The 21,737-nt window shown below is 36.0% G+C and carries 23 protein-coding genes and 2 tRNA genes; 17 read left to right on the top strand and 8 right to left on the bottom strand.

Going from position 1 to position 21,737, the window contains the following annotated elements:
* Window positions 1-11 precede the first annotated feature (11 nt).
* Window positions 12-1,529 (bottom strand): 2,3-bisphosphoglycerate-independent phosphoglycerate mutase, encoded by a 1,518-nt coding sequence (gene gpmI / locus I6U49_RS14725; RefSeq protein ID WP_198629405.1) that lies wholly within the window; start codon window positions 1,527-1,529, stop codon window positions 12-14.
* A 373-nt stretch (window positions 1,530-1,902) separates the two neighbouring features.
* Between gpmI and I6U49_RS14720 the strand changes: the two genes are divergently transcribed.
* On the top strand, window positions 1,903-2,649 hold the full coding sequence (locus tag I6U49_RS14720; protein ID WP_198629404.1) for a murein L,D-transpeptidase catalytic domain family protein: 747 nt from the start codon (window positions 1,903-1,905) through the stop codon (window positions 2,647-2,649).
* On the opposite strand, the gene I6U49_RS14715 is transcribed toward I6U49_RS14720, so the two are convergent.
* From I6U49_RS14715 to I6U49_RS14705, 3 genes are read right to left on the bottom strand one after another with little or no spacing between them, the layout of a single operon-like run.
* Window positions 2,646-4,283 carry a L,D-transpeptidase family protein gene (locus I6U49_RS14715; RefSeq protein WP_198629403.1) on the bottom strand — a complete coding sequence of 546 codons (1,638 nt, stop codon included), beginning with the start codon at window positions 4,281-4,283 and terminating at the stop codon, window positions 2,646-2,648. The genes I6U49_RS14720 and I6U49_RS14715 overlap by 4 nt on opposite strands.
* Window positions 4,284-4,310: 27 nt before the next feature.
* Window positions 4,311-4,592, bottom strand: coding sequence for a GNAT family N-acetyltransferase (locus I6U49_RS14710; protein ID WP_193711531.1), 282 nt, complete (start codon window positions 4,590-4,592; stop codon window positions 4,311-4,313).
* A 3-nt stretch (window positions 4,593-4,595) separates the two neighbouring features.
* Window positions 4,596-5,147 carry a ClpP family protease gene (locus I6U49_RS14705; protein WP_193711530.1) on the bottom strand — a complete coding sequence of 184 codons (552 nt, stop codon included), beginning with the start codon at window positions 5,145-5,147 and terminating at the stop codon, window positions 4,596-4,598.
* A 209-nt stretch (window positions 5,148-5,356) separates the two neighbouring features.
* On the opposite strand from I6U49_RS14705, the gene I6U49_RS14700 reads away from it, so the two are divergent.
* The 4 genes from I6U49_RS14700 (at window position 5,357) to I6U49_RS17125 (ending at window position 6,311) form a co-directional block, all read left to right on the top strand.
* Window positions 5,357-5,429: transfer RNA gene (locus tag I6U49_RS14700), tRNA-Gly, on the top strand.
* Window positions 5,400-5,855 carry a thiamine phosphate synthase gene (locus tag I6U49_RS14695; RefSeq protein ID WP_198629402.1) on the top strand — a complete coding sequence of 152 codons (456 nt, stop codon included), beginning with the start codon at window positions 5,400-5,402 and terminating at the stop codon, window positions 5,853-5,855. The genes I6U49_RS14700 and I6U49_RS14695 overlap by 30 nt, the downstream gene beginning before the upstream one ends.
* Window positions 5,856-5,860: 5 nt before the next feature.
* On the top strand, window positions 5,861-6,004 hold the full coding sequence (locus I6U49_RS17130) for a beta/alpha barrel domain-containing protein (RefSeq protein WP_198629401.1): 144 nt from the start codon (window positions 5,861-5,863) through the stop codon (window positions 6,002-6,004).
* A 172-nt stretch (window positions 6,005-6,176) separates the two neighbouring features.
* Window positions 6,177-6,311, top strand: a complete 135-nt coding sequence (locus tag I6U49_RS17125; protein WP_262894979.1) for a hypothetical protein — start codon at window positions 6,177-6,179, stop codon at window positions 6,309-6,311.
* Window positions 6,312-6,380: 69 nt separating this feature from the next.
* Here I6U49_RS17125 and rho read toward each other — a convergent pair whose 3' ends face one another.
* Entirely contained in the window at window positions 6,381-8,048 is a 1,668-nt protein-coding gene (gene rho / locus I6U49_RS14680) for a transcription termination factor Rho (protein ID WP_198629400.1), read from the bottom strand.
* Between the two features lie 197 nt (window positions 8,049-8,245).
* Between rho and I6U49_RS14675 the strand changes: the two genes are divergently transcribed.
* Window positions 8,246-8,656, top strand: coding sequence for a DUF4293 domain-containing protein (locus I6U49_RS14675; protein WP_198629399.1), 411 nt, complete (start codon window positions 8,246-8,248; stop codon window positions 8,654-8,656).
* A gap of 334 nt (window positions 8,657-8,990) precedes the next feature.
* Here the strand turns inward: I6U49_RS14675 and I6U49_RS14670 are convergent, their stop codons facing one another.
* Window positions 8,991-9,485 carry a metallophosphoesterase family protein gene (locus I6U49_RS14670; RefSeq protein WP_198629398.1) on the bottom strand — a complete coding sequence of 165 codons (495 nt, stop codon included), beginning with the start codon at window positions 9,483-9,485 and terminating at the stop codon, window positions 8,991-8,993.
* Between the two features lie 211 nt (window positions 9,486-9,696).
* Between I6U49_RS14670 and truA the strand changes: the two genes are divergently transcribed.
* Entirely contained in the window at window positions 9,697-10,440 is a 744-nt protein-coding gene (truA, locus tag I6U49_RS14665; protein ID WP_198629397.1) for a tRNA pseudouridine(38-40) synthase TruA, read from the top strand.
* The gene (locus tag I6U49_RS14660; RefSeq protein ID WP_198629396.1) at window positions 10,441-12,207 is read left to right on the top strand and encodes an ABC transporter ATP-binding protein; all 1,767 of its coding nucleotides are present in this window, start codon (window positions 10,441-10,443) and stop codon (window positions 12,205-12,207) included.
* Between the two features lie 124 nt (window positions 12,208-12,331).
* On the opposite strand, the gene cdaA is transcribed toward I6U49_RS14660, so the two are convergent.
* Window positions 12,332-13,105, bottom strand: coding sequence for a diadenylate cyclase CdaA (gene cdaA / locus I6U49_RS14655; RefSeq protein WP_193711521.1), 774 nt, complete (start codon window positions 13,103-13,105; stop codon window positions 12,332-12,334).
* A gap of 37 nt (window positions 13,106-13,142) precedes the next feature.
* A complete protein-coding gene (gene folP / locus I6U49_RS14650) occupies window positions 13,143-13,967 on the bottom strand; it encodes a dihydropteroate synthase (protein WP_198629395.1) in 825 nt (274 codons plus the stop codon).
* 117 nt (window positions 13,968-14,084) lie between these two features.
* Here folP and I6U49_RS14645 point away from each other — a divergent pair, with 117 nt between their 5' ends.
* The 9 genes from I6U49_RS14645 to I6U49_RS14605 form a co-directional block, all read left to right on the top strand.
* Complete coding sequence (locus I6U49_RS14645; protein WP_198629394.1) at window positions 14,085-14,630, top strand: DUF1599 domain-containing protein; 546 nt, start codon at window positions 14,085-14,087, stop codon at window positions 14,628-14,630.
* A 47-nt stretch (window positions 14,631-14,677) separates the two neighbouring features.
* Window positions 14,678-15,772, top strand: a complete 1,095-nt coding sequence (locus I6U49_RS14640) for a BT_3928 family protein (protein WP_198629393.1) — start codon at window positions 14,678-14,680, stop codon at window positions 15,770-15,772.
* A gap of 137 nt (window positions 15,773-15,909) precedes the next feature.
* Window positions 15,910-16,662 (top strand): triose-phosphate isomerase, encoded by a 753-nt coding sequence (gene tpiA / locus I6U49_RS14635; protein WP_198629392.1) that lies wholly within the window; start codon window positions 15,910-15,912, stop codon window positions 16,660-16,662.
* 2 nt (window positions 16,663-16,664) lie between these two features.
* Window positions 16,665-17,498, top strand: a complete 834-nt coding sequence (prmA, locus tag I6U49_RS14630) for a 50S ribosomal protein L11 methyltransferase (protein ID WP_198629391.1) — start codon at window positions 16,665-16,667, stop codon at window positions 17,496-17,498.
* Window positions 17,499-17,545: 47 nt separating this feature from the next.
* Window positions 17,546-17,815 (top strand): ATP-dependent Clp protease adaptor ClpS, encoded by a 270-nt coding sequence (locus I6U49_RS14625; protein ID WP_193711515.1) that lies wholly within the window; start codon window positions 17,546-17,548, stop codon window positions 17,813-17,815.
* An 88-nt stretch (window positions 17,816-17,903) separates the two neighbouring features.
* Window positions 17,904-17,977 (top strand) — tRNA-Arg (locus tag I6U49_RS14620).
* 493 nt (window positions 17,978-18,470) lie between these two features.
* Window positions 18,471-19,631: a helix-turn-helix transcriptional regulator gene (locus tag I6U49_RS14615; protein ID WP_198629390.1), complete on the top strand. Its 1,161-nt coding sequence runs from the start codon at window positions 18,471-18,473 to the stop codon at window positions 19,629-19,631.
* A 231-nt stretch (window positions 19,632-19,862) separates the two neighbouring features.
* Complete coding sequence (locus I6U49_RS14610) at window positions 19,863-20,411, top strand: hypothetical protein (RefSeq protein WP_198629389.1); 549 nt, start codon at window positions 19,863-19,865, stop codon at window positions 20,409-20,411.
* Window positions 20,401-21,737, top strand: a 1,337-nt coding sequence (locus I6U49_RS14605; protein ID WP_198629388.1) for a PKD domain-containing protein, incomplete at its 3' end; no start/stop codon positions are given. The genes I6U49_RS14610 and I6U49_RS14605, both read left to right, overlap by 11 nt.

Below are 21,737 nucleotides of genomic sequence, written 5' to 3'. Positions count from 1 at the left end.
TCATCTCGTTTTTAAATTAGTGGATCTTCAGTCATCACTTCAGGCTGCTCTATGCCCATTAGCTTCAGCACTGTTGGTGCAATATTTCCAAGCTTGCCACCCTTAATAGACTTTACATCCTTATCTAATAAAATTAAAGGCACCGGACTAGTGGTGTGAGCGGTATTTGGACTCCCATCTTCATTAATCATTATCTCACTGTTTCCGTGATCTGCAATGATAATAACAGAATAACCATTCTCCTGGGCGGTTTCGGCAACGTCTTTTGCGCATGAGTCTACAGTTTCACAAGCCTTTACAGCAGCGTCAAACACACCGGTGTGGCCTACCATGTCTGGGTTGGCGAAATTCAGGCAAATAAAATCAGCCGATTCTTGTTTGAGTTCAGGAATAATTTTATCCCTAATTTCAAAAGCACTCATTTCCGGCTGAAGATCGTAAGTGGCTACTTTAGGTGAGTTGCACATTAAGCGTTTTTCACCTTTAAAGGGTTTTTCACGACCACCGCTAAAGAAAAATGTAACGTGAGGATACTTCTCGGTTTCAGCAATCCTAATTTGCTTTTTACCCATATATTCCAGTACTTCCCCCAGGGTAGACTTAATATTGTCTTTTTTGAAAACTACATTTATGCCTTCAAAACTATCGTCGTATTTAGTAACTGTTACGTAATATAACGGCATTTTCTTCATATTGTATTCAGGGAAGTCATCCTGTGTTAAAGCCTGTGTAAGCTGCCTGCCACGGTCTGTCCTGAAATTAAAGAAAATAACTACTTCCTTTTCTTTTAAAGTAGCCACCGGTTCACCGGCATCATTAGTCATTACAATAGGCTCTATAAATTCATCGCTTACATTATTTTTATAACTTTTAGCAATGGCATCTGTTGCATTAGTAGATTTTGTGCCTTCTCCTTTGGTTATAAGATCGTAGGCTTTTTTTACCCTTTCCCAACGCTTATCGCGGTCCATGGCATAGTAACGTCCAATTACGGAAGCTAATTTTCCATTCGTTTTCTCCAGGTGTTGCTCTATTTCTTCAATAAAACCTTTTCCTGAATGCGGGTCTACATCACGGCCATCGGTAAAAGCATGTACATATTTTTCTTTAACACCAAATTCTTCCGCAGCTGATAATAATCCTTTTAAGTGATTTATATGGGAATGTACTCCACCATCACTTAAAAGCCCCATAAAATGAATAGGCTTATTATTTTTTATAGCATAATTAAAAGCTTCCTCCAATACGGGTTCATCTTTTAGGGTATTTTTTTCTACGGCCATGTTAATTTTTACCAAATCCTGGTAAACAATACGGCCGGCACCAAGGTTCATATGTCCTACTTCGCTATTTCCCATTTGTCCGTCTGGCAACCCAACCTGCATGCCGTCGGTGCGTAGTTCGGCGTGGGGATAATTCTCCAGGATATTATCCATAAAAGGAGTATTTGCTTTGGCAATAGCTGAAACGTCTGGGTTTTGCGTAATTCCCCATCCGTCTAAAATCATTAGTAGGACTTTCTTATTCATAATATTAGTTAATTTGGGGATAAAGATAAAAACAAATTGCCGGTATGCTAAACCCATCCCAAATAATGTTTTCCTAAATCTTGTTTTAGAATCTTCCCGGTAGCCTTTTGATATCTAATTTTTAATACCACACTCCCATTAAGTTTTAAAATTTTAACACTAAATATTTTATTTTGGAATACTTTTTTATGCTATCTATCGTTCTTTAAAAAATGCTGATTTTGAATATAGTGTGCTGAAAATTAATTCTATAGGTTGTAAAATGTTAAAGTTTATGATCTAAAAGCTTAATTTCTAGATTAAAGAGAATATTTTGTAAGTTGGCATTACCTTTGGAATAATTTAAGAGAATATTAATTATAAAACAACGTGTATGATTTATAGACTTCTGACTGTATTTAGCGTTTTAACCTTCTCTTTCGCTTTTACAACCACAGATGATTTAAAAACTAAACTTACTTCTTCAAAAACTGAAGCGGTTCTTGCTTCGATTCCGGAAAACGGTAAAAATTTAAGTTTTGAAGCAAAAGTCGCTAATCTTTACAACGAATTTTCTACAAATAATATCAGTATTCCTGCCATGCCGGTTTTTTCAAAGGCAATAAAAGGCTATGACCAATTAGAAGAAAAAGGAAAAGTAGGTAAGAAAATACTTACCGTGATAGATTTTGGTCTTTCCTCTACTAAAAAAAGAATGTGGATTATGGATATGGAAACAAAAAAAGTATTGTTTAATACTTATGTTTCCCACGGAAAAAATACCGGTGGTGAGTTTGCTACCAAATTTTCAAATACTGTAAACTCCCTGCAAAGTTCACTTGGTTTTTATGTTACTGCCGAAACTTATTATGGTAGAAATGGGCTTTCACTTTTTATAGATGGTATGGAAAAAGGCTTTAATAGTAATGCGCGTAAGCGTTATGTTGTAATTCACGGGGCAGATTATGCCGAGCCAAATTTTATTGACAAAATTGGAAGATTAGGAAGAAGTTATGGTTGCCCTGCGGTTCCCAACACTATTGCTAAAGAAGTTATAGATACTATTAAAGAAGAATCGGTAGTTTACATTCATAAAAATAACAAAGAATACCTTGAGAAATCTACGCTATTAAATAGCTAGTTTTTAGTGAGTAATTTATAGATGGCAGCATCTCTTTTGTAGACATCTTCTGCAAAACGGGTGCTGCCGTTTTCATTCCAGACGGTCCAGTACAGATGGTGCACATTTACCTGCTGGGTAATCTTAATAGTAGTGGTTTTTCCCGAATTTAAAATTTCTTCAATTTTCTTGTCGTCATATTTTGGTTGGTCGCTTAATAACATTTTTGCCAGCTCTAAAACATCCTGTACCCTAACACAACCCGAACTTTGTGCCCTTAAATTTTTATTGAAAAGCGATTTGGAAGGTGTGTCGTGTAAATAAATCATATATTCATTGGGGTAGATAATTTTTACTAAACCCAATGGATTGGTAAGCCCTGCTTCCTGTCTAAAAGTATAGGCTTTTACTTTAGAAGAAGACCAATCTATCTCATGCGGGCTCATTTTTTGACCACTTCGGTTAAAAATGCTAAAGTTTTTCCTAAGTATATAATCAGGGTCTTTGCTTGCTGCGGGAATGACATCTTTAGTTTTTATGGTAGGGGGAATCGTCCAGGTTGGATTGTAAACAATATGTTCTACTCTATCAGAGAAAACCGGGGTTTTCCTGGCCTCGGTGCCCACCATAGTACGATGTGTAGCCAGTGTGTCTCCGTTTTTCACCAGGTGCAAACGATAGTTGGCAATATTAACAATAATATATTGATTGCCCAGGTCTTTGGGATACCAACGCCAGCGTTCCAGGTTTACTAAAATTTGTTCCAGTCTATCCTGGTAGGTTTTATTTAGTGTTTTAATGGTGCCTGCGCCAATAACACCATCGGTTTCAATGCCATATTTCTCCTGAAATTTCTTTACAGCATTTTGTAGCGAGTCGTTGTAGGTAATAAGACTATCGGCAATTTCCTGCTCCCAATAGCCTAATTGCTTTAAGCGTCTTTTAATATCGGGAATTCGACTATCTTCTTCATTTAGTTTAATACTTGCTCCTTCTTCAGAAATAAATACCGGATTTTCTTCTGTTTTTACGAGCTCCCGGTATTTCTTTAAACTTCGTTTTAAGCCTTTGTAAACTTCGTGTTTAGGTATTACAGAATCTATAGCTGCCAAAATATTGTTTTGGTCAACCCCGTATTTTAAAAGGCCCTGTAGATCTACTTTATTGTTTTCTACTCCCCAAATATCATAAATTTCTTTAGGGTTTAATTTTCCCGAATTATAATCTGAAGTTAGCTTTAAAAAAGCATCAGTGAGGACAATTTCGGTTAAACTACGTTCTTTATCACCTATTCCCGAGAGATTAGCGAGCGATTTATTTAAATAATCTAAATGATAATCTTCAGGTTCCAGGCCGTCTTCTGTAGCTCTTTCTATGCCTCTGTAAAGATCTTCCCTAAGTGTCCTATCTGTCCAAATGGGTTTGTAGTTGCGTTTGGAGTAAATAGAATCCAATAAATCCTTATACTGCAATTTTATGGTGCCAGCCGCTATGGGCAGGGAAGAAAATCTTTCGGCAATTAAATCGGCCGAAGCTAATTTTTCAACCACTACAGCTTCTTCCTCTTTTGAAGTTTCAATTCCCGGTTCCCTGTCTTCTTTACAAGAAAATAATAACAATAAATTAAGTAGGATTAATAAATGGGAAAGCTTCATAAAAGAGGAAAAAGTTAGTGTTTTTAGTTAGGCCCTTACATCGCTGTAAGACTTATTTCTGTCAAATTGTACTTCGGCGAACGGGCAAAGCGGTTCTATTTTATAATTGTTTTCGCGGGCAAAGGCTACACTATGTTCCAGTAGCCTGGTGGCAATACCCTGGCCTTCCAGCTCCGGTCTAACTTCGGTGTGGTCTATAACAATAATATCTCCCGATTTTTTCTGATAGGTTAGCTCGGCGAAAATTCCTTTTTCATCTTTTATAAAGAACATTCCGCGGCTGTCGTTTTCGCGATGTTGAATATCCATATATTATTTTTTGAAAATACCGTCAACAATTCCATAGTCTAAAGATTCCTGGGCATCCATCCAGTAATCCCGGTTAAAATCTTTAAGGATCTTTTCGGGCGTTTGTCCGCAATTTTCAGCCAGAATATTTGCACTTAATTCGCGGGTCTTTAGAATTTCGTTGGCCTGAATTTCAATATTTGAAGCCTGACCTCGCGCACCACCCATAGGTTGGTGTATCATTACTTTCCCGTGAGGTTGAATAAATCTTCTGCCTTTGGTTCCGCCTGAAAGTAAAATAGATCCCATAGAAGCAGATAAGCCGGTACAAATAGTAGAAACCGGGCTTTCCAGACTTTGCATGGTGTCGTAAATGGCAAACCCATCGGTTACATACCCACCGGGGCTATTAATAAAAAACTGGATTTCATCATTGCCCTGCATATCAAGATAAAGCAGCCTGTCTATAACGTGTTTGGCCGATTTGTCGTTTACTTCACCCCAAAGAAATATTTTGCGTTCTTCAAGAAATTTTGCGTCTATTAGGTCCTGGGTTTTACCGGGTTTATTACTCATAAGAAATTGATTTTAGATATGTTCTGTTAGAAGCCTAAAAATAAGATTTATTTGTGGGAACACTTGTTTTTTAATTCTCCATTTAACAAGAATTTATCGCATAAACTTATTTTATGACTGAATATTAATTAAATAGGCCTGTAGTGTCGAAAAAGTTTAATTTTCCTTTGGAGTTTGAGTAGTTTAAACTTTATATTTGCACCATAAAGGCGGGAGTAGCTCAGTTGGTAGAGCGTCAGCCTTCCAAGCTGAATGTCGCCGGTTCGAACCCGGTCTCCCGCTCAAAGCAAGAAACCTCAACAAAACGTTGGGGTTTTTTTATGCGAAAAAACGCCGAAAACATCGCTTGTAGCATTGTGGGATAACTTTAAAGGGCTGGAGAATATACCGGAATTCATCGATAAAATATGTGACATTTGTAAACCTAAGAGCGTCCCGGTATTGCTCAATAACAGGTGGGAGCTTTTAAAAGCTACAAAAGCCGATGGGGTGCATTTTGATGAAATTCCACCTAATTACAAAATGATAAAAAAGTCGATTTCCGAAAAATCGCTGGTGGGTTTAACCTGTAATAAAGATCTGGAAATAATTGAATGGGCAATTAACAATCAACTGGATTATATTTCATTTTGTCCCATATTTCCTTCCTCAACCAGTATCAGTTGTGAGCTAGTTGATTTTAAGGTGATTCAAAAGCAAGTTCGCTAACCCAAATGCCTATTTTTTTAGCAGGAGGTATAAAGCCGGAAAATATCAAATTACTTAGAAAATTAGATTTTGATAGTGTAGCGGTTATTTCGGGAATTATGGGGGCTAAAAATCTTACTGCCGCCGTGCAAGATTATTATTCAGAATAAAAAAAAATAAACTATGAAAATGAGTACAATAAATAAATTGTGCTGTCCTTTTGATAAAAACGATTTAAAACTTACTGAAGTCGCTAAAAATGTAGAAGGGGAAATTATAGAGGGCTTTTTAAGCTGTTAAAAGTGCAAGCGTATTTGCCCGATAATAAAAGGGATTCCAATAATGAACCCCGATGAATACCGCGAACTTAAATTGGAAGTCCCACTTATAGATAAATGGAGTAAACAAAATGGAAAGACAATAGGAAATTTTAGGCTGGTAGATACTGAGGTTACCGCTAAAAGTTTGAAAAATTAGATTTTTGAGAGCATAAAAAAATCCGGAAACCAAAAGTTTCCAGATTTTTTTAGTTTTAATACAAAGGCTTTATCCATTCATAGAAATTAAAAACTCTTCATTATTTCGGGTTTGCTTAATCCTATCGTTAATAAATTCCATCGCTTCAATAGGGTTCATATCGGCAAGATATTTACGCAATACCCACATTCTTTGTATGGTATTGTCGTCAAGCAATAAGTCGTCGCGGCGAGTACTTGAAGAAGTAAGGTCTATGGCAGGGAAAATTCTACGATTAGCAATTTTTCGGTCTAATTGCAGTTCCATATTTCCTGTTCCTTTAAATTCTTCGAAAATTACTTCGTCCATTTTAGAGCCTGTATCGGTAAGGGCGGTAGCAATTATTGACAAAGAACCACCGTTTTCAATATTTCGGGCGGCACCAAAGAAACGTTTTGGTTTGTGTAGTGCGTTAGCATCAACACCACCACTTAATACTTTACCACTTGCCGGTTGCACGGTATTATAAGCGCGCGCCAAACGAGTAATAGAATCTAAAAGAATCACTACATCGTGCCCACATTCTACCAGGCGTTTTGCTTTTTCTAAAACAATGTTGGCAACCCTTACGTGCTCGTGTGCTTCTTTATCGAAAGTAGAAGCTACTACTTCCCCACGCACATTACGCTGCATATCGGTAACCTCTTCCGGGCGCTCATCAATAAGTAAAACTATTTGATAAACTTCAGGATGGTTTGCTGCAATTGCGTTGGCAATATCTTTAAGCAGCATGGTTTTACCGGTTTTGGGCTGGGAAACAATCATTCCACGTTGGCCTTTTCCAATTGGGGAAAAGAGGTCCATAATACGGGTAGATAGGCTGCTTTGCTTTTCGGCAATATTGAATTTTTCCTTGGGGAATAGTGGGGTTAGGTGTTCAAAAGAAACACGGTCTCTCACTACCTGCGGATCCAATCCATTAATCTTATTGATCTTAATTAAGGGAAAGTATTTTTCACCTTCTTTTGGGGGTCTTATTTGCCCTAATACAGTATCTCCTGTTTTTAAGCCAAACAAACGAATTTGCGATTGGGAAACATAAATATCGTCGGGAGAAGTGAGGTAATTGTAGTCTGAAGATCTTAAGAAGCCATAATTGTCTTGCATAATATCCAGTACACCTTCACTTTCAATAATAGCATCAAACTCATAATCAGGTTCGCGGTAGCGGTTTCGGCTATCACGGTTACCTGTTTCACGATTGTTACTTTTATTGCGGCTATCTTTCTTATGGTCGCGGTGGCTGCCCTTCTGGTTTTTAGAAGAAGCGTCATCTCTTGTTTCCCTTGGTTTTTGCTCCGTTTTTTTGCTTTCCCTTGCTTTAGAAGATGCCTCTTCTTTTTTGGGAGAATCATTTTTATTGGGAGTATGGGAATCTTTTTTTGTAGGTCGGGTGTCTTTGTTTTCTGCAGCTGTGGCAGTACTTGGAGGTTTTTTATTGCTTCCTATTTTACCTGTTTTCTTGGCCTTTGGCTTTTCCGAAGATTTATCAGGAGCTTTACCTTTGGGAGATTCCTCCTTTTTAGTGTCGTCTGTAAGTGCTTCTTTCGCCTTTTTAGGGTTGGCGGCCTGATAGTCCAGGATTTGATATACCAGATCTAATTTTTTTAAAGTCCTGAACTTTGGGACGTTTAAAGATTTAGCGATATCCTGCAACTCAGGAAGCTTTTTAGCTTTTAATTCTGAAATTTCAAACATGGATAATTAAAAATAAATTTGTGTTTGGGTTGATTGTTGAACTTCGCGAGGAAGAATCGAAAAAAATTTGGAGACTTAAGTAACCTGTTTTGAATTGGTTACGAAATGTTCCTGCAAGTATACAACTTTATTTTAATATTTTAAATAGCATTTTTAAAAAGAATCTTTATTTTTGTTCGCGAATTTCACTGAAAGGTATGTTACAAAGAATTCAAACTATATATTTGCTCATAGCTGTTATTGTAAGTGGCGGGTTAATCTTTGCTTTCTCACTATGGGAAAATTCTGAGGGTGTTGCCCAATATGCGCAAGATTATATTATGGTTTTTATTGCATTTATAGCTTCAGCTTTCTTATCTTTGGTGAGTATTTTTATGTTCAAAAATAGAAAGCTTCAATTTGTGTTGGGGCGTTTAAATATCTTATTAAACTTTTTTTTACTAGGAGTGTTTGTTTATTGGTCGCTAAGCTTACCTGGAGAAATGGATATTTCAGAGAAGGGTATTGGGATGTTTCTTCCAATCATTTCTATCGTTTTTCTTGTTTTGGCCAATAAGGCCATTAAAAAGGACGAAGATCTCGTAAAATCTGTAGACCGATTACGATAAGCCTATCATCTTAGTAGTATTAGTGCGTGAAAACCCGAAGTGAAAACTTCGGGTTTTTTAGTTTTTGCAAGTATGAGTGTATGAAATAATGAATATAGCAGCGTAAAAAGTTAGCCACGAATCCGCGAATATTTAGAATTTCAATGATTTTTAGGCTTAGAAAACTGATCTTAATTGATTAATTCACCTAAATTCTATCACATATCAACTCTTCCGACTTCTTAAGAAAAATGGATTTCTACACTGTGCCTCCATCGTAATGACGCAGTCTTTCTATTTGCATAATGCCCATTGAGACTGCTCACTGAGACTGCCTACTGCCTACTGAGACTGCCTACTTACTTTTTAATTCTATTACTTCTAAATCCTTGATTTCCCCTGCATCAATTTTAAATCTAAGCATAGTACGTTTCTTATGAAATCCGTGCTTTCCTGCAGCTCCCGGATTCATATGAAGTAAGCCCAGGCTTTTATCGTTCATAACTTTTAAAATATGGGAATGCCCACTAATAAAAAGTTTAGGCGGATTTCTTTTAATTTCTTCCCTAATGGCAGGTGAGTATTTGCCCGGGTAACCGCCAATATGGGTAATCCAAACATCTACGCCTTCACAATTAAAGCGTTGGTGTAATGGGAATTCCTTTCTTATTTCTGCATCATCAATATTACCATAAACTGCCCTTAAGGGTTTTACTTTTTTTAACTCATCGGTTATATGGGTAACACCAATATCACCGGCGTGCCATATCTCATCGGCTTTTGCTGCATAATGTAAAATTCTTTCATCTATATGGCTATGGGTATCACTAAGTAATAATATTTTTTTCAAATCGGGGATTGTTTTTATTGGTACCGCCAGAGGGTATAATATCCCTGGGCTTGCCTTTAAATTAAAAATTTGTTTCCAACGAATACCTCGTAGGCTTGCCCAGAGGTAGTTTACTTTTAGAATCATTTTGAAAGCAATGCCTTCAAAGGATTTCAGCTTCTAATAAATGCCTTATCTTTGCAGCTTGCAAATATAAAAATAAAGAACTCTGTTGAGGTATTTTTTAGAATTGGCATATTTTGGAAAAGCGTATCACGGCTGGCAAAATCAGCCTAACGCAATTTCTGTTCAGGAAGAGGTAGAACGAGCTCTTTCGATTGTTTTTCAGGAGAAAACGCCTATAGTTGGCGCCGGAAGAACAGACGCCGGCGTACATGCTAAACAGATTTTTGCGCATTTTGATGTTGATAAAGAACTCAAAAAAGAAACTTTTGTCTTTAAAATGAATTCTTTGCTTCCGGCAGATATCGCTTTAAAGGATATTTTTAGGGTAAAGGCTGATGCGCATGCACGGTTTGATGCTTTAAGTAGGAGTTATGAATATCATATCGTTCAGCATAAAAATCCATTTTTAGAAGATAGAAGCTATTTTTTAAAAAACGAACTAGATGTTGATAAAATGAACAGTGCAGCCAAAATCTTAAAGGATTATACTAACTTTAAGTGTTTTTCGAAGTCTAAAACCGATGTAAAGACCTATAATTGCAAGATTACTGAAGCGGTTTGGAAAACTGAGAATGGCGTGTTGGTTTTTTATATTTCAGCCGACAGATTTCTAAGAAATATGGTGCGTGCAATTGTAGGAACTCTACTGGAAATAGGTTTTGGTAAACAACCGGTAGAACATATGCACCAGGTTATAAAAAGTGAAGATAGGAGTAGGGCAGGCACTTCGGTACCAGCAAAAGCATTATACCTTACCAGGGTTACTTATCCTGAAATAGTAATAAATTAAATGGCATCTAAAACAGGTAACGCATTCGATTTTGATTTGTTTAAGCGCTTGCTTAAATATACCAACCCTTATAAAGTAACTTTTTACTTTGTAGCGGTTGCTGCTATTTTACTTTCATTCTTTGCGGTTTTAAGGCCTTATTTATTAAAGGTTACTGTAGATGATGCTATTACTCCACAAAATTATGATAACCTCGTTTTTTATGTAGGCTTAATGGCCGGGGTTTTAGTACTGGAGGTTATTTTTCAGTTTCTATTTGTGTATTTCGCCAACTGGTTAGGGCAGGAAGTGGTGAGGGACCTTCGGGTAAACCTCTTTAAACATATGCTCAATTTTAAAATGACTTATTTTGATAAGTCGGCAGTTGGGCGTTTGGTAACTCGTGCAGTAAGCGATATAGAGACTATTGCCAGTATTTTTAGCCAGGGCCTTTTTATGATTATTAGCGATATTTTAAAAATGTTGGTGGTAATAGGCTTTATGTTTTACCAGAGTTGGCAGTTAACCTTGCTGGTTTTAACGGTACTTCCTTTAATTATGTATGCTACACGTATATTTCAGAAGAAAATGAAAATAGCTTTTGAGGAGGTAAGAACACAGGTTGCCAATCTTAATACGTTTGTGCAGGAGCGAATTACGGGAATGAAAATCGTACAACTTTTTACCCGTGAAAAAGCTGAATATAAGAACTTTAAAGAGATTAATGATAAGCACCGAAATGCCTGGGTGAAAACTGTTTGGTACAACTCTATTTTCTTTCCTATTGCTGAAATGGCTACATCGGTAACTATTGGTTTAATTGTTTGGTTTGGTGGTTTAAGGGCAGTTGCAGACGACGGAATTACCCTGGGGGTAATTATTGCTTTTGTGGAGTTATCTCAGTTGTTATTTAGACCCCTACGCCAAATTGCCGATAAGTTTAATACTCTACAAATGGGAATGGTTGCTGCCAATAGGGTTTTTGGAATTTTAGATACAGAATCTTCTATAAGCAATGAAGGTAAAATTGAAGTAAACGATCTAAAGGGCGATTTGGAATTTAAAAATGTACGATTTAGTTATACTGCCGATGAAGAAGTTTTAAAAGGAATATCGTTTAAAGCCAATGCCGGCGAAACTATAGCTATTGTGGGGGCTACCGGGGCAGGAAAGTCTACAGTAATTAATTTGCTGAATCGTTTTTATGAAATAGACAGTGGGCAAATTTTGGTAGATGGTATTGATATTAAAGATATCACACTAGAATCTTTACGATCTGAAATAGCGGTAGTGTTGCAAAATGTCTTTCTTTTTGCCGATACAATTTTAGCTAATATTAACCTCAGTGATCCTAATATTACTGAAGAAGATGTAATTAATGCGGCTAAACAAATAGGGATTCACGATTTTATTAAGACACTGCCCAATGCTTATCATTATAATGTTAAAGAACGGGGAGCCATGTTGTCTTCAGGGCAAAGGCAGCTTATTTCATTTTTGCGGGCCTATATGAGCAATCCCAGTATTTTAATTTTAGACGAAGCTACTTCTTCGGTAGACACTTATAGCGAACTACTAATTCAGGAAGCAACCGATAAAATTACAAAAGGAAGAACTTCTATAGTGATAGCACATAGGTTGGCCACTATTAAAAAAGCCGATAAAATTATGGTGATGGATGCCGGTGAAATTGTAGAAATTGGAACCCATACCGAGTTGCTAAAGAAGAAAGACGGTTATTATAAAAACCTGTATGAAGTTCAGTTTATGGCTGAAGAAAGTCTTTAAAAGAAAGGGGTATTCATAGGTGAACTCTCGAGCAAATGCCTGGGGAGCTTTTTTGGGATAACCCCTATCACAATAATAGCGATTATATAGACTTTAGGGCGCTGCCTTAAATTGGTGGTAAAACTTATAGCAAATCTTCTTTTATTCGGTCTACCAGTTCGTCTGTACTTTCAAACATTACAAATTCGCCATCTCTTACGTAAGAGATTTGCCCGGTTTCTTCACTTACAACAAGAGCTAGTGCATCGGTCTTTTCGGTAATTCCAACGGCTGCACGGTGACGTAATCCAAATCTAAGCGGGATAGACCTATCATTAGAAACAGGTAAAATTACCCGGGTAGCGGTAATTTTATTGTCTTCTATAATCATGGCACCATCGTGAAGAGGTGAGTTTTTGTAGAAAATAGATTCTATAATAGGTTGGTTTAGTTCAATATTCATATCGTCACCAGAGTTTTTAACAAAATCCAGTTTCGTGCTTTTTTGAATAATGATTAATGCACCCGTATAACTATTTCCCATGGCTTCACATGCCGAAATAATAGCATCTACATTTGTGCTGGTTTCTAAATCGCCTTTTAAAAACCTAAGTTGAGTAAAGAATTTTCCCTTTTGTGTAAAATTTGTGGAACCTATCATTAAAAGAAATTTTCTTATTTCCTGTTGAAATACCACAATTAAAGCGAACATTCCCACACCTATAAATTCACCAAGAACACTGCTTAACATCTCCATTTGAAGCACTTCGGTAAGGCTTCCCATAAGATATATAATCACGATACCTATAAAGATATTTACAGCAACCGTTCCTTTTACCAGTTTATATAAATAATATAATAGAAGGGCTACAAATACAATATCCAGTATATCGAGAAAACGAAGATTAATGATATCCAAATTAGTGGGGTTTTTTGTAAAAATAGAAAATATGCTGTTACTTATTAAGCTCTGCAAATAATTTAGCGCATTCCACTGCTTCTTTTACATCGTGAACCCTTAGAATATTGGCACCTTTGCTAAGTGCTATACTGTTTAAGAAAGTGGTGCCGTTTAAAGCCTCTGCTGCCGAAATTTTTAAAATTTTATAGATCATAGATTTTCGTGATAGCCCCGCGAGTAGTGGCAATTCTAAATTTTTAAAGAGTTCCATTTTTGAAAGCAACTTAAAATTTTGGCCAATATCTTTGGCAAAACCAAAGCCCGGGTCTATAATTAGGTCGTTTATTCCCAGTGCCCTGGCGGCATGTATCCTTTCTGAAAAGTAAAAAAGTATATCCTGTAATAAATCTTCATATTGATTAAGGTCTTTCATAGTTTGTGGGGTACCGCGCATATGCATCATAATATAAGGCACCTGGTATTTGGCTACTGTTTTCATCATTTCATCATCCAGGTGGCCGGCAGAAATGTCGTTAATCATGGCTGCCCCGGCTTCAATACTTTGCCTGGCCACATTTGCCCGAAAAGTATCTACAGAAATCAATGTTTCGGGGAAATGTTTTAAAATGTTTTCAATAGCCGGCAGCACTCGGTTTAGCTCTTCGGTTTCTTCAACTTTGGGCGCTCCCGGGGGAGTGCTATAGCCACCAACGTCAATAAAATCTGCTCCATCTTTCAGCATTTTTTCTACCTGCTTAAGAATATCTTTTTCCGAAGTTTTTCGACTTTCGGCATAAAAAGAATTGGGAGTGGTATTTATAACTCCCATTATTTTAGGTTGATTTAGGTCTACAAGCCTGCCTTTACAATTTATGGTCATTTTTTAATTGTTTTACTGGGATTTTCAGGAATTCGAAATTAATAGCTTAGAAATTATAAACTGCGGTTTTAGTATCTGAAATATTTGCACGAAATTTACGCAAATTAGATTTCTTTTATGCAGAATACCTCAAAACAGTATGACGCGGTGGTGGCTACCTGCCGCAGTTTGTTTATCAATAAGATGAAAGATTATGGAAGTGCCTGGCGAATTCTTAGACTTCCATCGCTTACCGACCAGATTTTTATAAAAGCCCAGCGCATAAGAAAACTTCAGGAAAATGGGGTGAGGAAAGTAGATGAGGACGAAAAATCTGAATTTATAGGCATTATTAATTACGCCATCATGGCTTTAATTCAATTAAAAAAGGGCGTGGTTGCCCAGCCCGATCTTGACGTGGAAACAGCAACAAAGCTTTATGATGAAAATATTGCTGAAACCAAGGCTTTGATGATGAATAAAAATCATGATTACGGAGAAGCCTGGCGTGATATGCGGGTTAGTTCTTTAACCGATCTTATTATTCAAAAACTATTACGGGTTAAGCAAATTGAAGATAATAAAGGGAAAACCCTGGTAAGTGAAGGGATTGATGCAAACTACCAGGATATGATTAATTACTCCATTTTTGCAATGATCCTTATAAACGAGAGTGAAGCCTAGTTTTTTATAACTTGGGCAGGGAATAATAGTATTTTAAACAAAGCAACATGAAATTATTAGTAGGAATTTCCAGGATATTGGTTGGTGTATTATTTATATTTTCAGGATTTATAAAACTCAACGATCCGCTGGGATTTTCTTATAAGTTGCAGGAATATTTTAGTCCTGAAGTTTTAGGGCTTGATTTTTTGGTGCCGTTTTCTTTAGTAATTGCCATAGTTTTAGTGGTATTTGAACTGGTGTTGGGAATTATGCTTTTAATTGGTTACCTGCCTAAATTTACGGTGTGGAGTTTACTTTTAATGATTGTTTTCTTTACATTCCTTACGTTTTATTCAGCTTATTTTAATAAGGTTACAGATTGCGGATGTTTTGGGGATGCCATTCCCTTATCGCCCTGGCAGTCTTTTATAAAAGATGTAATTTTACTTGTTCTTATCCTTATTCTTTTCTTTAATAGAAAGTTAATTAGCCCGGTTTTGAATCCCATTTCCCATAGATGGATCATCTTTTTATCTTTTATGCTTTCATTTTGGTTTTGTTATCACGTATTGATGCATTTACCGGTTTTTGATTTTAGAGCCTATAAAATTGGAAATAATATTCAGGAACTAATGGAAGTTCCCGAAGATGCCCAAAAGGCAGTCTATGAATATCAATGGACTTTTAAGCATAATGGGGAAGAAGTAAAACTTGTTACAGATGGCACTTACCCTACGCAGGAAGGTGAATTTATTGGGGTAGAAACTACTATGATTGAAGAAGGATATGTGCCGCCAATTCAGGATTTTGAAATTGAAGCAAATGGCGAAGATATTACCGCTGAAATACTTAATAGCGAAAAGCTTTTTATGGTAGTAGCTTACGATTTGGAGCATACAGAGAAAGAAGGTTTTAAAGCAATACAGGAATTGGCTAAAGAGGCAGAAGGTAAAGACTACCAAATTATTGGCTTAACAGCTTCAAATAATGAAAATCAGCAACAAATAATAGATAAATTTAAACTTGATTTCGAGTTTTATCAGGTAGATAAAAAGGCTTTGCAAACCATGGTGCGATCTAATCCGGGAATTATGGTATTGGAACGTGGTACAATTACACAGAAAAAACATTGGTTTGACGCTGCTGATATAGAATTGTAAGTTATTCGCGATATTTTTTACATTTTTTGTAAAAAGCCAATCTTCATTCGGCTAGTGCTTAGCTATGTTTATACTTATCAATATATTTGTAGGTGAACGGATTTTTTCCGCAGAAATATAAAAATTAACTAAAAATTATGAGAAAAAAGATAGTAGCCGGAAACTGGAAAATGAACAACGATTTGGCTGAAACCCAGGAGTTGCTTTCACATTTAAAAATGCAATTGGTAAAAGAGCCTGAGGCCGAAGTTATGGTAGCACCAGCTTTTACAAATTTGTATTCAGCTTTTGAGAGCTTAAAAGATACGCAGGTACAAGTTGTGGCGCAAAACATGCACCAGGCAGAAAATGGGGCCTACACAGGTGAAGTTTCAGCTAAAATGCTAAAAAGTATTGGGGTAGATACGGTAATTTTAGGCCATAGTGAACGTCGTGCCCATTTTGGGGAAACCAATGAGATACTTGCCGAAAAAGTAAATGCAGCCCTAAAAAGTGGAATGAAAATTATTTTCTGTTTTGGAGAAGAACTTGCAGACAGAAAGAGTGATAAGCATTTTGACCTGGTAGCAAAACAGCTTCAGGAAAGCCTATACCAAATTTCAGATTCAGATTGGGAAAATGTAGTTTTGGCCTACGAACCTGTTTGGGCTATTGGAACCGGAGAAACCGCTTCTCCAGAACAAGCACAGGAAATGCACGCTTTTATCAGAAAGAATATTTCAGATAAATTTAATGACGAAATCGCGCAAAATGTATCTATTCTATACGGAGGTAGTGTAAAACCCGCAAACGCCAAAGAGATCTTTGCAAAAGAAGATGTAGATGGCGGACTTATTGGTGGAGCCAGCCTTAATGCAGTAGATTTTGTTGAAATTATAAATGCTTTTTAATTATGTCTTCTAATTATCTCGAATTCAGGTTCAAAATAGCGCCTCTGCAGCCTGCTTCAGAAATTCTTGTGGCAGAGCTGGGTTACTTAGGGTTTGAGAGTTTTGTAGAAGAAGAAGACGGCATAACTGCTTATATCCCTGCCGAGGAATACGAAGATGATCTCCTGGCAGGGGTTCATATTTTACAATCGGAAGAATTTGAAATCACCTATTCAAAGGGAGAAATAGAACAGGTAAACTGGAATGAAGAGTGGGAAAAGAATTTTAATCCTATTATGGTAGATGGTATCTGTAGTGTTAGAGCTCCTTTTCATCCCGCTCCCGAGGTAGAATATGATATTATTATAGAGCCCAAAATGTCTTTTGGAACCGGGCATCACGCCACTACGCACATGATGATTCAGCATATTTTAAAAAATAACTGGAATGATAAAACGGTACTTGATATGGGATGTGGTACCGGTGTGTTGGCCATTCTTGCAAGTTTAAAAGGTGCAAAATTTGTAGATGCCATCGATATTGATAATTGGTGTTATCAAAATACCCTTGAAAACGTTGATAGAAATGATTGTGACAATATTAATGTTGAAGAGGGCGGGGCCGAGTTATTGCAGGATAGAAAGTACGATATGATTCTTGCTAATATAAATAGAAACATTCTACTTAGGGATATTCCTGTTTATATAGATTGCCTTACAGAAAAAGGGGGGCTTTTTTTAAGTGGATTTTATGAAGAGGATATTCCGATAATTAAAGAGGCCTGTGTGGAGAATGGACTAACATATATAGAGCATTTTGAAAGGAGTAATTGGGTGGCGGTTAAGTTTGTAAAATAATATTTTATAGATAATTTGTATATTTGAGGCCTTAAAATTTAATGGAGATGAGCACGAAAGAGGAAGTATTAGAAGAGGTGAAGACTACCACGCAGAAGGAAAATGAGATCATACTTTATAATGATGATTACAACACTTTTGATCACGTAATAGAGACTTTAATTTACGCTTGTGAGCATACACCGGTGCAGGCTGAGCAATGTGCTATTCTAGTGCATTACAAAGGAAAGTGTACGGTTAAAACAGGCTCGTTTGATGATTTAAAGCCCAGATGTTCTAAATTATTGGAAGAAGGTTTAAGTGCAGAGATTATTTAATTTAAAAAAATCTGGTTTTTGTTTTTAGATTGTAAAAATAATAATATATTTGCAGCCGCTTATCCACATAGGAAAAGCAAGTTTAAAAGGCCTTGTGGCGCAACTGAATAGCGCACCTGATTACGGCTCAGGAGGTTCCAGGTTTGAATCCTGGCAAGGTCACAAAGAAATAGTAAGTTTGACTATAAAAGTCTATAAAAAACCTCGCTAAAAGCGGGGTTTTTTGTTTTCTTATTTATTCAATTTATGATAGCGTTAGCCTAAATCTTGATGCTTTCGGTTTAGAAAATAAAAATCAGACTATTATTTCAATTTGCACACAACTTTTGAGAACGATCTTGGGATACATCAGTTTTTGATATTAACAATTATAATTCTGTTGTATTATAAAAAGTTAATAAAACTCTAATAAACTTAAAATGCTGAAACTGGTGTTAAAGGGTAGGAATGATTAAGAATCCTTATTTAATCATACTATTCAAATGAAAAATATCATTTTTAGTTGTTCATTAAAAATCTATATTTATATCTTTGTTGTTAAAAAAAACTTAAAATTGGATTGGTTTTATTGGTATTTTTAAAATAGAGGTACTCTTTTAAATTCTATAAGTATTTCCATTTTGATTCGCCGGTAAAAAGATAATTCATACACACAATGATTATAGTTTTACTTCTTTCTTCAATATTTGGATTTGTTCTATCCAGTACACTTTTATTAAAAGGCACTACCAATACAATAGCAACCCGAATATTAGGTTGTTTTTATTTGCTTTTATCTCTATATGCTTTACATACCTATATTTATGATGGTGGTTACTTAGAACATTTTCAATGGTTTTTTCTTTGGCCATTACTTTTGTACAATTTTATTTTTATTCCAATCTATTATTATTTTAAGGTTGTTTTAACCGATCGACTCAATTGGCATAAAGCAGAACTTATTTTGTTTATTCCGCTTTTATTGGGCCTGGTAGATGTGGTTTATATATACCTTCAGCCTGCCAGTGTTTATAATAGTATTCTCTCTGAGACAATATCCTCTCCCGAAACAAGACTTAGTGCTCAATATTTGTTTTTAAGACTGGATCAACATCTATTAATAAGACACTGTTGGCAACTGGGTGTTCTGTTGTTTTTATTACCTAAAATTAAATTTTTTATTACGAATGGTGAAGCCGATGAAATGAAGAGTATTCTTAATAAATGGCTTTTAGTTTTTTGGGGGATTTTAATGCTTATGTCTATTCTGGCAATTTTTTATGCATTGGAAAAAATGGCTCTCGTAAAAGTTTTCGACTCTTTGATTATTGTTGGGGAAAAAGGGGGGATTATAACTTTCTTTCTTTATATCGCACTTTTTCTTATTGGGGTAATCCCCATTTACTTTCCCAGTATATTATATGGATACCCTCAACGTGCCAGAACCACTTCAAATGGCAATAAAGATTTGAAAATTAACGGTCTTAAATTTGGGTTAGACGAGGAGGAAATGAATTTAAAATTGGAAAAGATAAAACAAAATAAATTATACCTGAAGAAGAATTTTAATCTAACTGAATGCGCAAGAGTGCTCCAGATGCCTTCTCACCATATTTCTTACTTTCTTAAACAACAATATGAAGTGAGTTTTGCAGAATATAAAAATGGTCTGCGAATGGAGTATGCTGAAAAACTCATTAGGGATGGATATCTTGAAAATAATACCATAGAGGCCTTGGCGCAGGAGTGTGGTTTTGTAAGCAGAACTTCTTTTAGTAAAACTTTTAAAAGCCATGTGGAAATAAGTCCTAGTGAATATGCATTAGCTGTTAAATAGCTGTTTGTGAACTATTAATTATTTAATTTTTACGTGTCCAAATCGAATTTAGATACGGATTTTGTTGGATTTTAAGAGCTTCAATATTTTTTTTTGATTTTTTTTGTCTGTTATAAAATTTTGTGCATTTAAATTTTAGATGATGTTTTTTGAGTAGAACCAATCTTTAATCAATTTAAATGCCACCTAATAATTTCATTGAAACTTTAAACCAAACTCAATCTATCTTGTATGAAAAAACTTTTACTTCTTTTTTTTATGATTTTTATCGGCATTTTCAGTTATGCTAAAACCAATCAAATGTCTCCTCATTTAAATATTAGTTTTATTGAGGGCGAATCCTATCTTAGAAATTCTGGTATTTATGATGATTATCCTTACCTGGATTTAGCGAATAAAGTTTCTGCTAATTTCAATAAAAACGATGCTGATAATACTACTTTAGAAAATTGGAGAACATTCTATTCTGATAATCGAATTGAAATTCAATTCAAATATTCAGAATGTGATGATGTCCAAAACGATAAATACTTCAGCTATTATTTAATAAAAATTAAAAACAAAACCAATAATGCTATTATAGTCAATTACATTTTAGGAGAAAACGAAGGCGATCGGGAAAAATTGAAAGAAATTTCTTTACAGCCTAATGAGGAAATAAATGGAAGTTGTAATTCGAATGATTCTAGACTTAGAATATTTGTTAATGACCGTAAGAATAATGCGAAACCTCAAAAACGCCCTTTTATGATCTCTAAAATTAAAAGCTATGAAATATAAATTACTCTTTATAAATTTTGCTTTCGCTCTTTTCTCTTTTTCTTTAAATGCTCAAACAGTAGATTTTACAACTTCCAAACCTAGCGGAGATTGTGATAATACGAGCGTAGACTTTTATGGAACAGCTAGCAGTACAACTACAGCTACATCTTTTACATTTAATGGTGGGGTACTTCCAACAGGATGGTCATCCTCTCCTTTTGCTGTAGATGCTTCAACATGCCCCGGACAAAATTCTCCTGATAATTCTGCCTATTTTTGGGCTACCGATACTAACGCTCAGGGAATTCGTTTTGTTCAAACCAATTCAGTAGATGTAAGTTTAGGTGGGGATATTGAGTTTTATATTCGATACGGTAATGATGAAGGAAGTGGATGTGAACAACCGGATGCTGCCAATGAGGAAGTTTATCTTCAGTACAGTACAGACGGAGGGAATTCTTGGACTGATATTTATGGAGACTGGGATACTACTAACACGGGAAGTTTTGCATGGTACAATTGGTACTGGAATTCAATAGCTATACCGGCGGCCGCACAAACAGAAAATACTATTTTTAGATGGTATCAACCTTCCAATTCAGGTACTACGTTTGATAACTGGGGGCTTGATGATGTTTCAATTAGTGCCGTACGTCCTGTTACTGTGACAGATTGGTCCTGGGATTTTGGAGATGGTAATACTGCAAACACTCAGGACGCAGCAAATACTTTTGTTTCTATATCAGGTGAAACAAACTATACTGTGACTTTAACAGCAACTTTTAGTGATAGCTCAACTAGCACAGAAACTAAACAATATACTGTTTATGTAGATAATACACCACCCACAGCAACCTGTAATACAACCACGTATGATTTATATACAGACAATGGTTCCTGTACAACTCAATTACCCGATTTATCTGGGCAGATAGTTGCAAGTGATGATTGTAGCACTGTAAGTATTACCCAAATTCCCGCAGCGGGAACTACTTTAAGTGCAGGAAATCATACAGTAGAGTTTGAATTGGAAGATGAAAAAGGAAACAGGACAACTGTTTGCCCTATTTTAGTAAAAGTTATAGATAATGTTGCCCCTGTAGCATTAGCCAAGGACTTTACGGTACGACTTGATGCCAATGGTACAGCTACTATCGCTCCTGCAGATATTGACAATGGCTCTAATGATGCCTGTGGTATTGCTAGCCTAAGCTTGGATACCACCGAATTTACTTGTAAAAATGTTGGACCTAATACAGTGACCCTGACCGTTGTGGACAACAACCAAAATGAAACCACAGCCACGGCAAAGGTAACGGTAGAAGATAATGTTGCCCCTGTAGC

It is taken from the genome of Salegentibacter maritimus (assembly GCF_016236915.1).
GTDB classification, from domain to species: domain Bacteria; phylum Bacteroidota; class Bacteroidia; order Flavobacteriales; family Flavobacteriaceae; genus Salegentibacter; species Salegentibacter maritimus.
Note: the sequence above shows the minus strand (reverse complement) of the source record. Positions and strands in the feature narration are given on the sequence as shown.

Excerpts from the sequence above, each read along its gene's own strand:
- I6U49_RS14625 (WP_193711515.1), top strand. The coding sequence starts at position 17,546 with ATGAGCACGAAAGAGGAAGTATTAGAAGAGGTGAAGACTACCACGCAG.
- I6U49_RS17125 (WP_262894979.1), top strand. The coding sequence starts at position 6,177 with ATGAACCCCGATGAATACCGCGAACTTAAATTGGAAGTCCCACTTATA.
- I6U49_RS17130 (WP_198629401.1), top strand. The coding sequence starts at position 5,861 with ATGCCTATTTTTTTAGCAGGAGGTATAAAGCCGGAAAATATCAAATTA.
- I6U49_RS14645 (WP_198629394.1), top strand. The coding sequence starts at position 14,085 with ATGCAGAATACCTCAAAACAGTATGACGCGGTGGTGGCTACCTGCCGC.
- folP (WP_198629395.1), bottom strand. The coding sequence starts at position 13,967 with ATGACCATAAATTGTAAAGGCAGGCTTGTAGACCTAAATCAACCTAAA.
- I6U49_RS14710 (WP_193711531.1), bottom strand. The coding sequence starts at position 4,592 with ATGGATATTCAACATCGCGAAAACGACAGCCGCGGAATGTTCTTTATA.
- I6U49_RS14660 (WP_198629396.1), top strand. The coding sequence starts at position 10,441 with ATGGCATCTAAAACAGGTAACGCATTCGATTTTGATTTGTTTAAGCGC.
- I6U49_RS14615 (WP_198629390.1), top strand. The coding sequence starts at position 18,471 with ATGATTATAGTTTTACTTCTTTCTTCAATATTTGGATTTGTTCTATCC.
- I6U49_RS14715 (WP_198629403.1), bottom strand. The coding sequence starts at position 4,283 with ATGAAGCTTTCCCATTTATTAATCCTACTTAATTTATTGTTATTATTT.
- I6U49_RS14640 (WP_198629393.1), top strand. The coding sequence starts at position 14,678 with ATGAAATTATTAGTAGGAATTTCCAGGATATTGGTTGGTGTATTATTT.
- I6U49_RS14720 (WP_198629404.1), top strand. The coding sequence starts at position 1,903 with ATGATTTATAGACTTCTGACTGTATTTAGCGTTTTAACCTTCTCTTTC.
- I6U49_RS14695 (WP_198629402.1), top strand. The coding sequence starts at position 5,400 with ATGTCGCCGGTTCGAACCCGGTCTCCCGCTCAAAGCAAGAAACCTCAA.
- prmA (WP_198629391.1), top strand. The coding sequence starts at position 16,665 with ATGTCTTCTAATTATCTCGAATTCAGGTTCAAAATAGCGCCTCTGCAG.
- I6U49_RS14705 (WP_193711530.1), bottom strand. The coding sequence starts at position 5,147 with ATGAGTAATAAACCCGGTAAAACCCAGGACCTAATAGACGCAAAATTT.
- tpiA (WP_198629392.1), top strand. The coding sequence starts at position 15,910 with ATGAGAAAAAAGATAGTAGCCGGAAACTGGAAAATGAACAACGATTTG.
- I6U49_RS14610 (WP_198629389.1), top strand. The coding sequence starts at position 19,863 with ATGAAAAAACTTTTACTTCTTTTTTTTATGATTTTTATCGGCATTTTC.
- gpmI (WP_198629405.1), bottom strand. The coding sequence starts at position 1,529 with ATGAATAAGAAAGTCCTACTAATGATTTTAGACGGATGGGGAATTACG.
- I6U49_RS14675 (WP_198629399.1), top strand. The coding sequence starts at position 8,246 with ATGTTACAAAGAATTCAAACTATATATTTGCTCATAGCTGTTATTGTA.
- rho (WP_198629400.1), bottom strand. The coding sequence starts at position 8,048 with ATGTTTGAAATTTCAGAATTAAAAGCTAAAAAGCTTCCTGAGTTGCAG.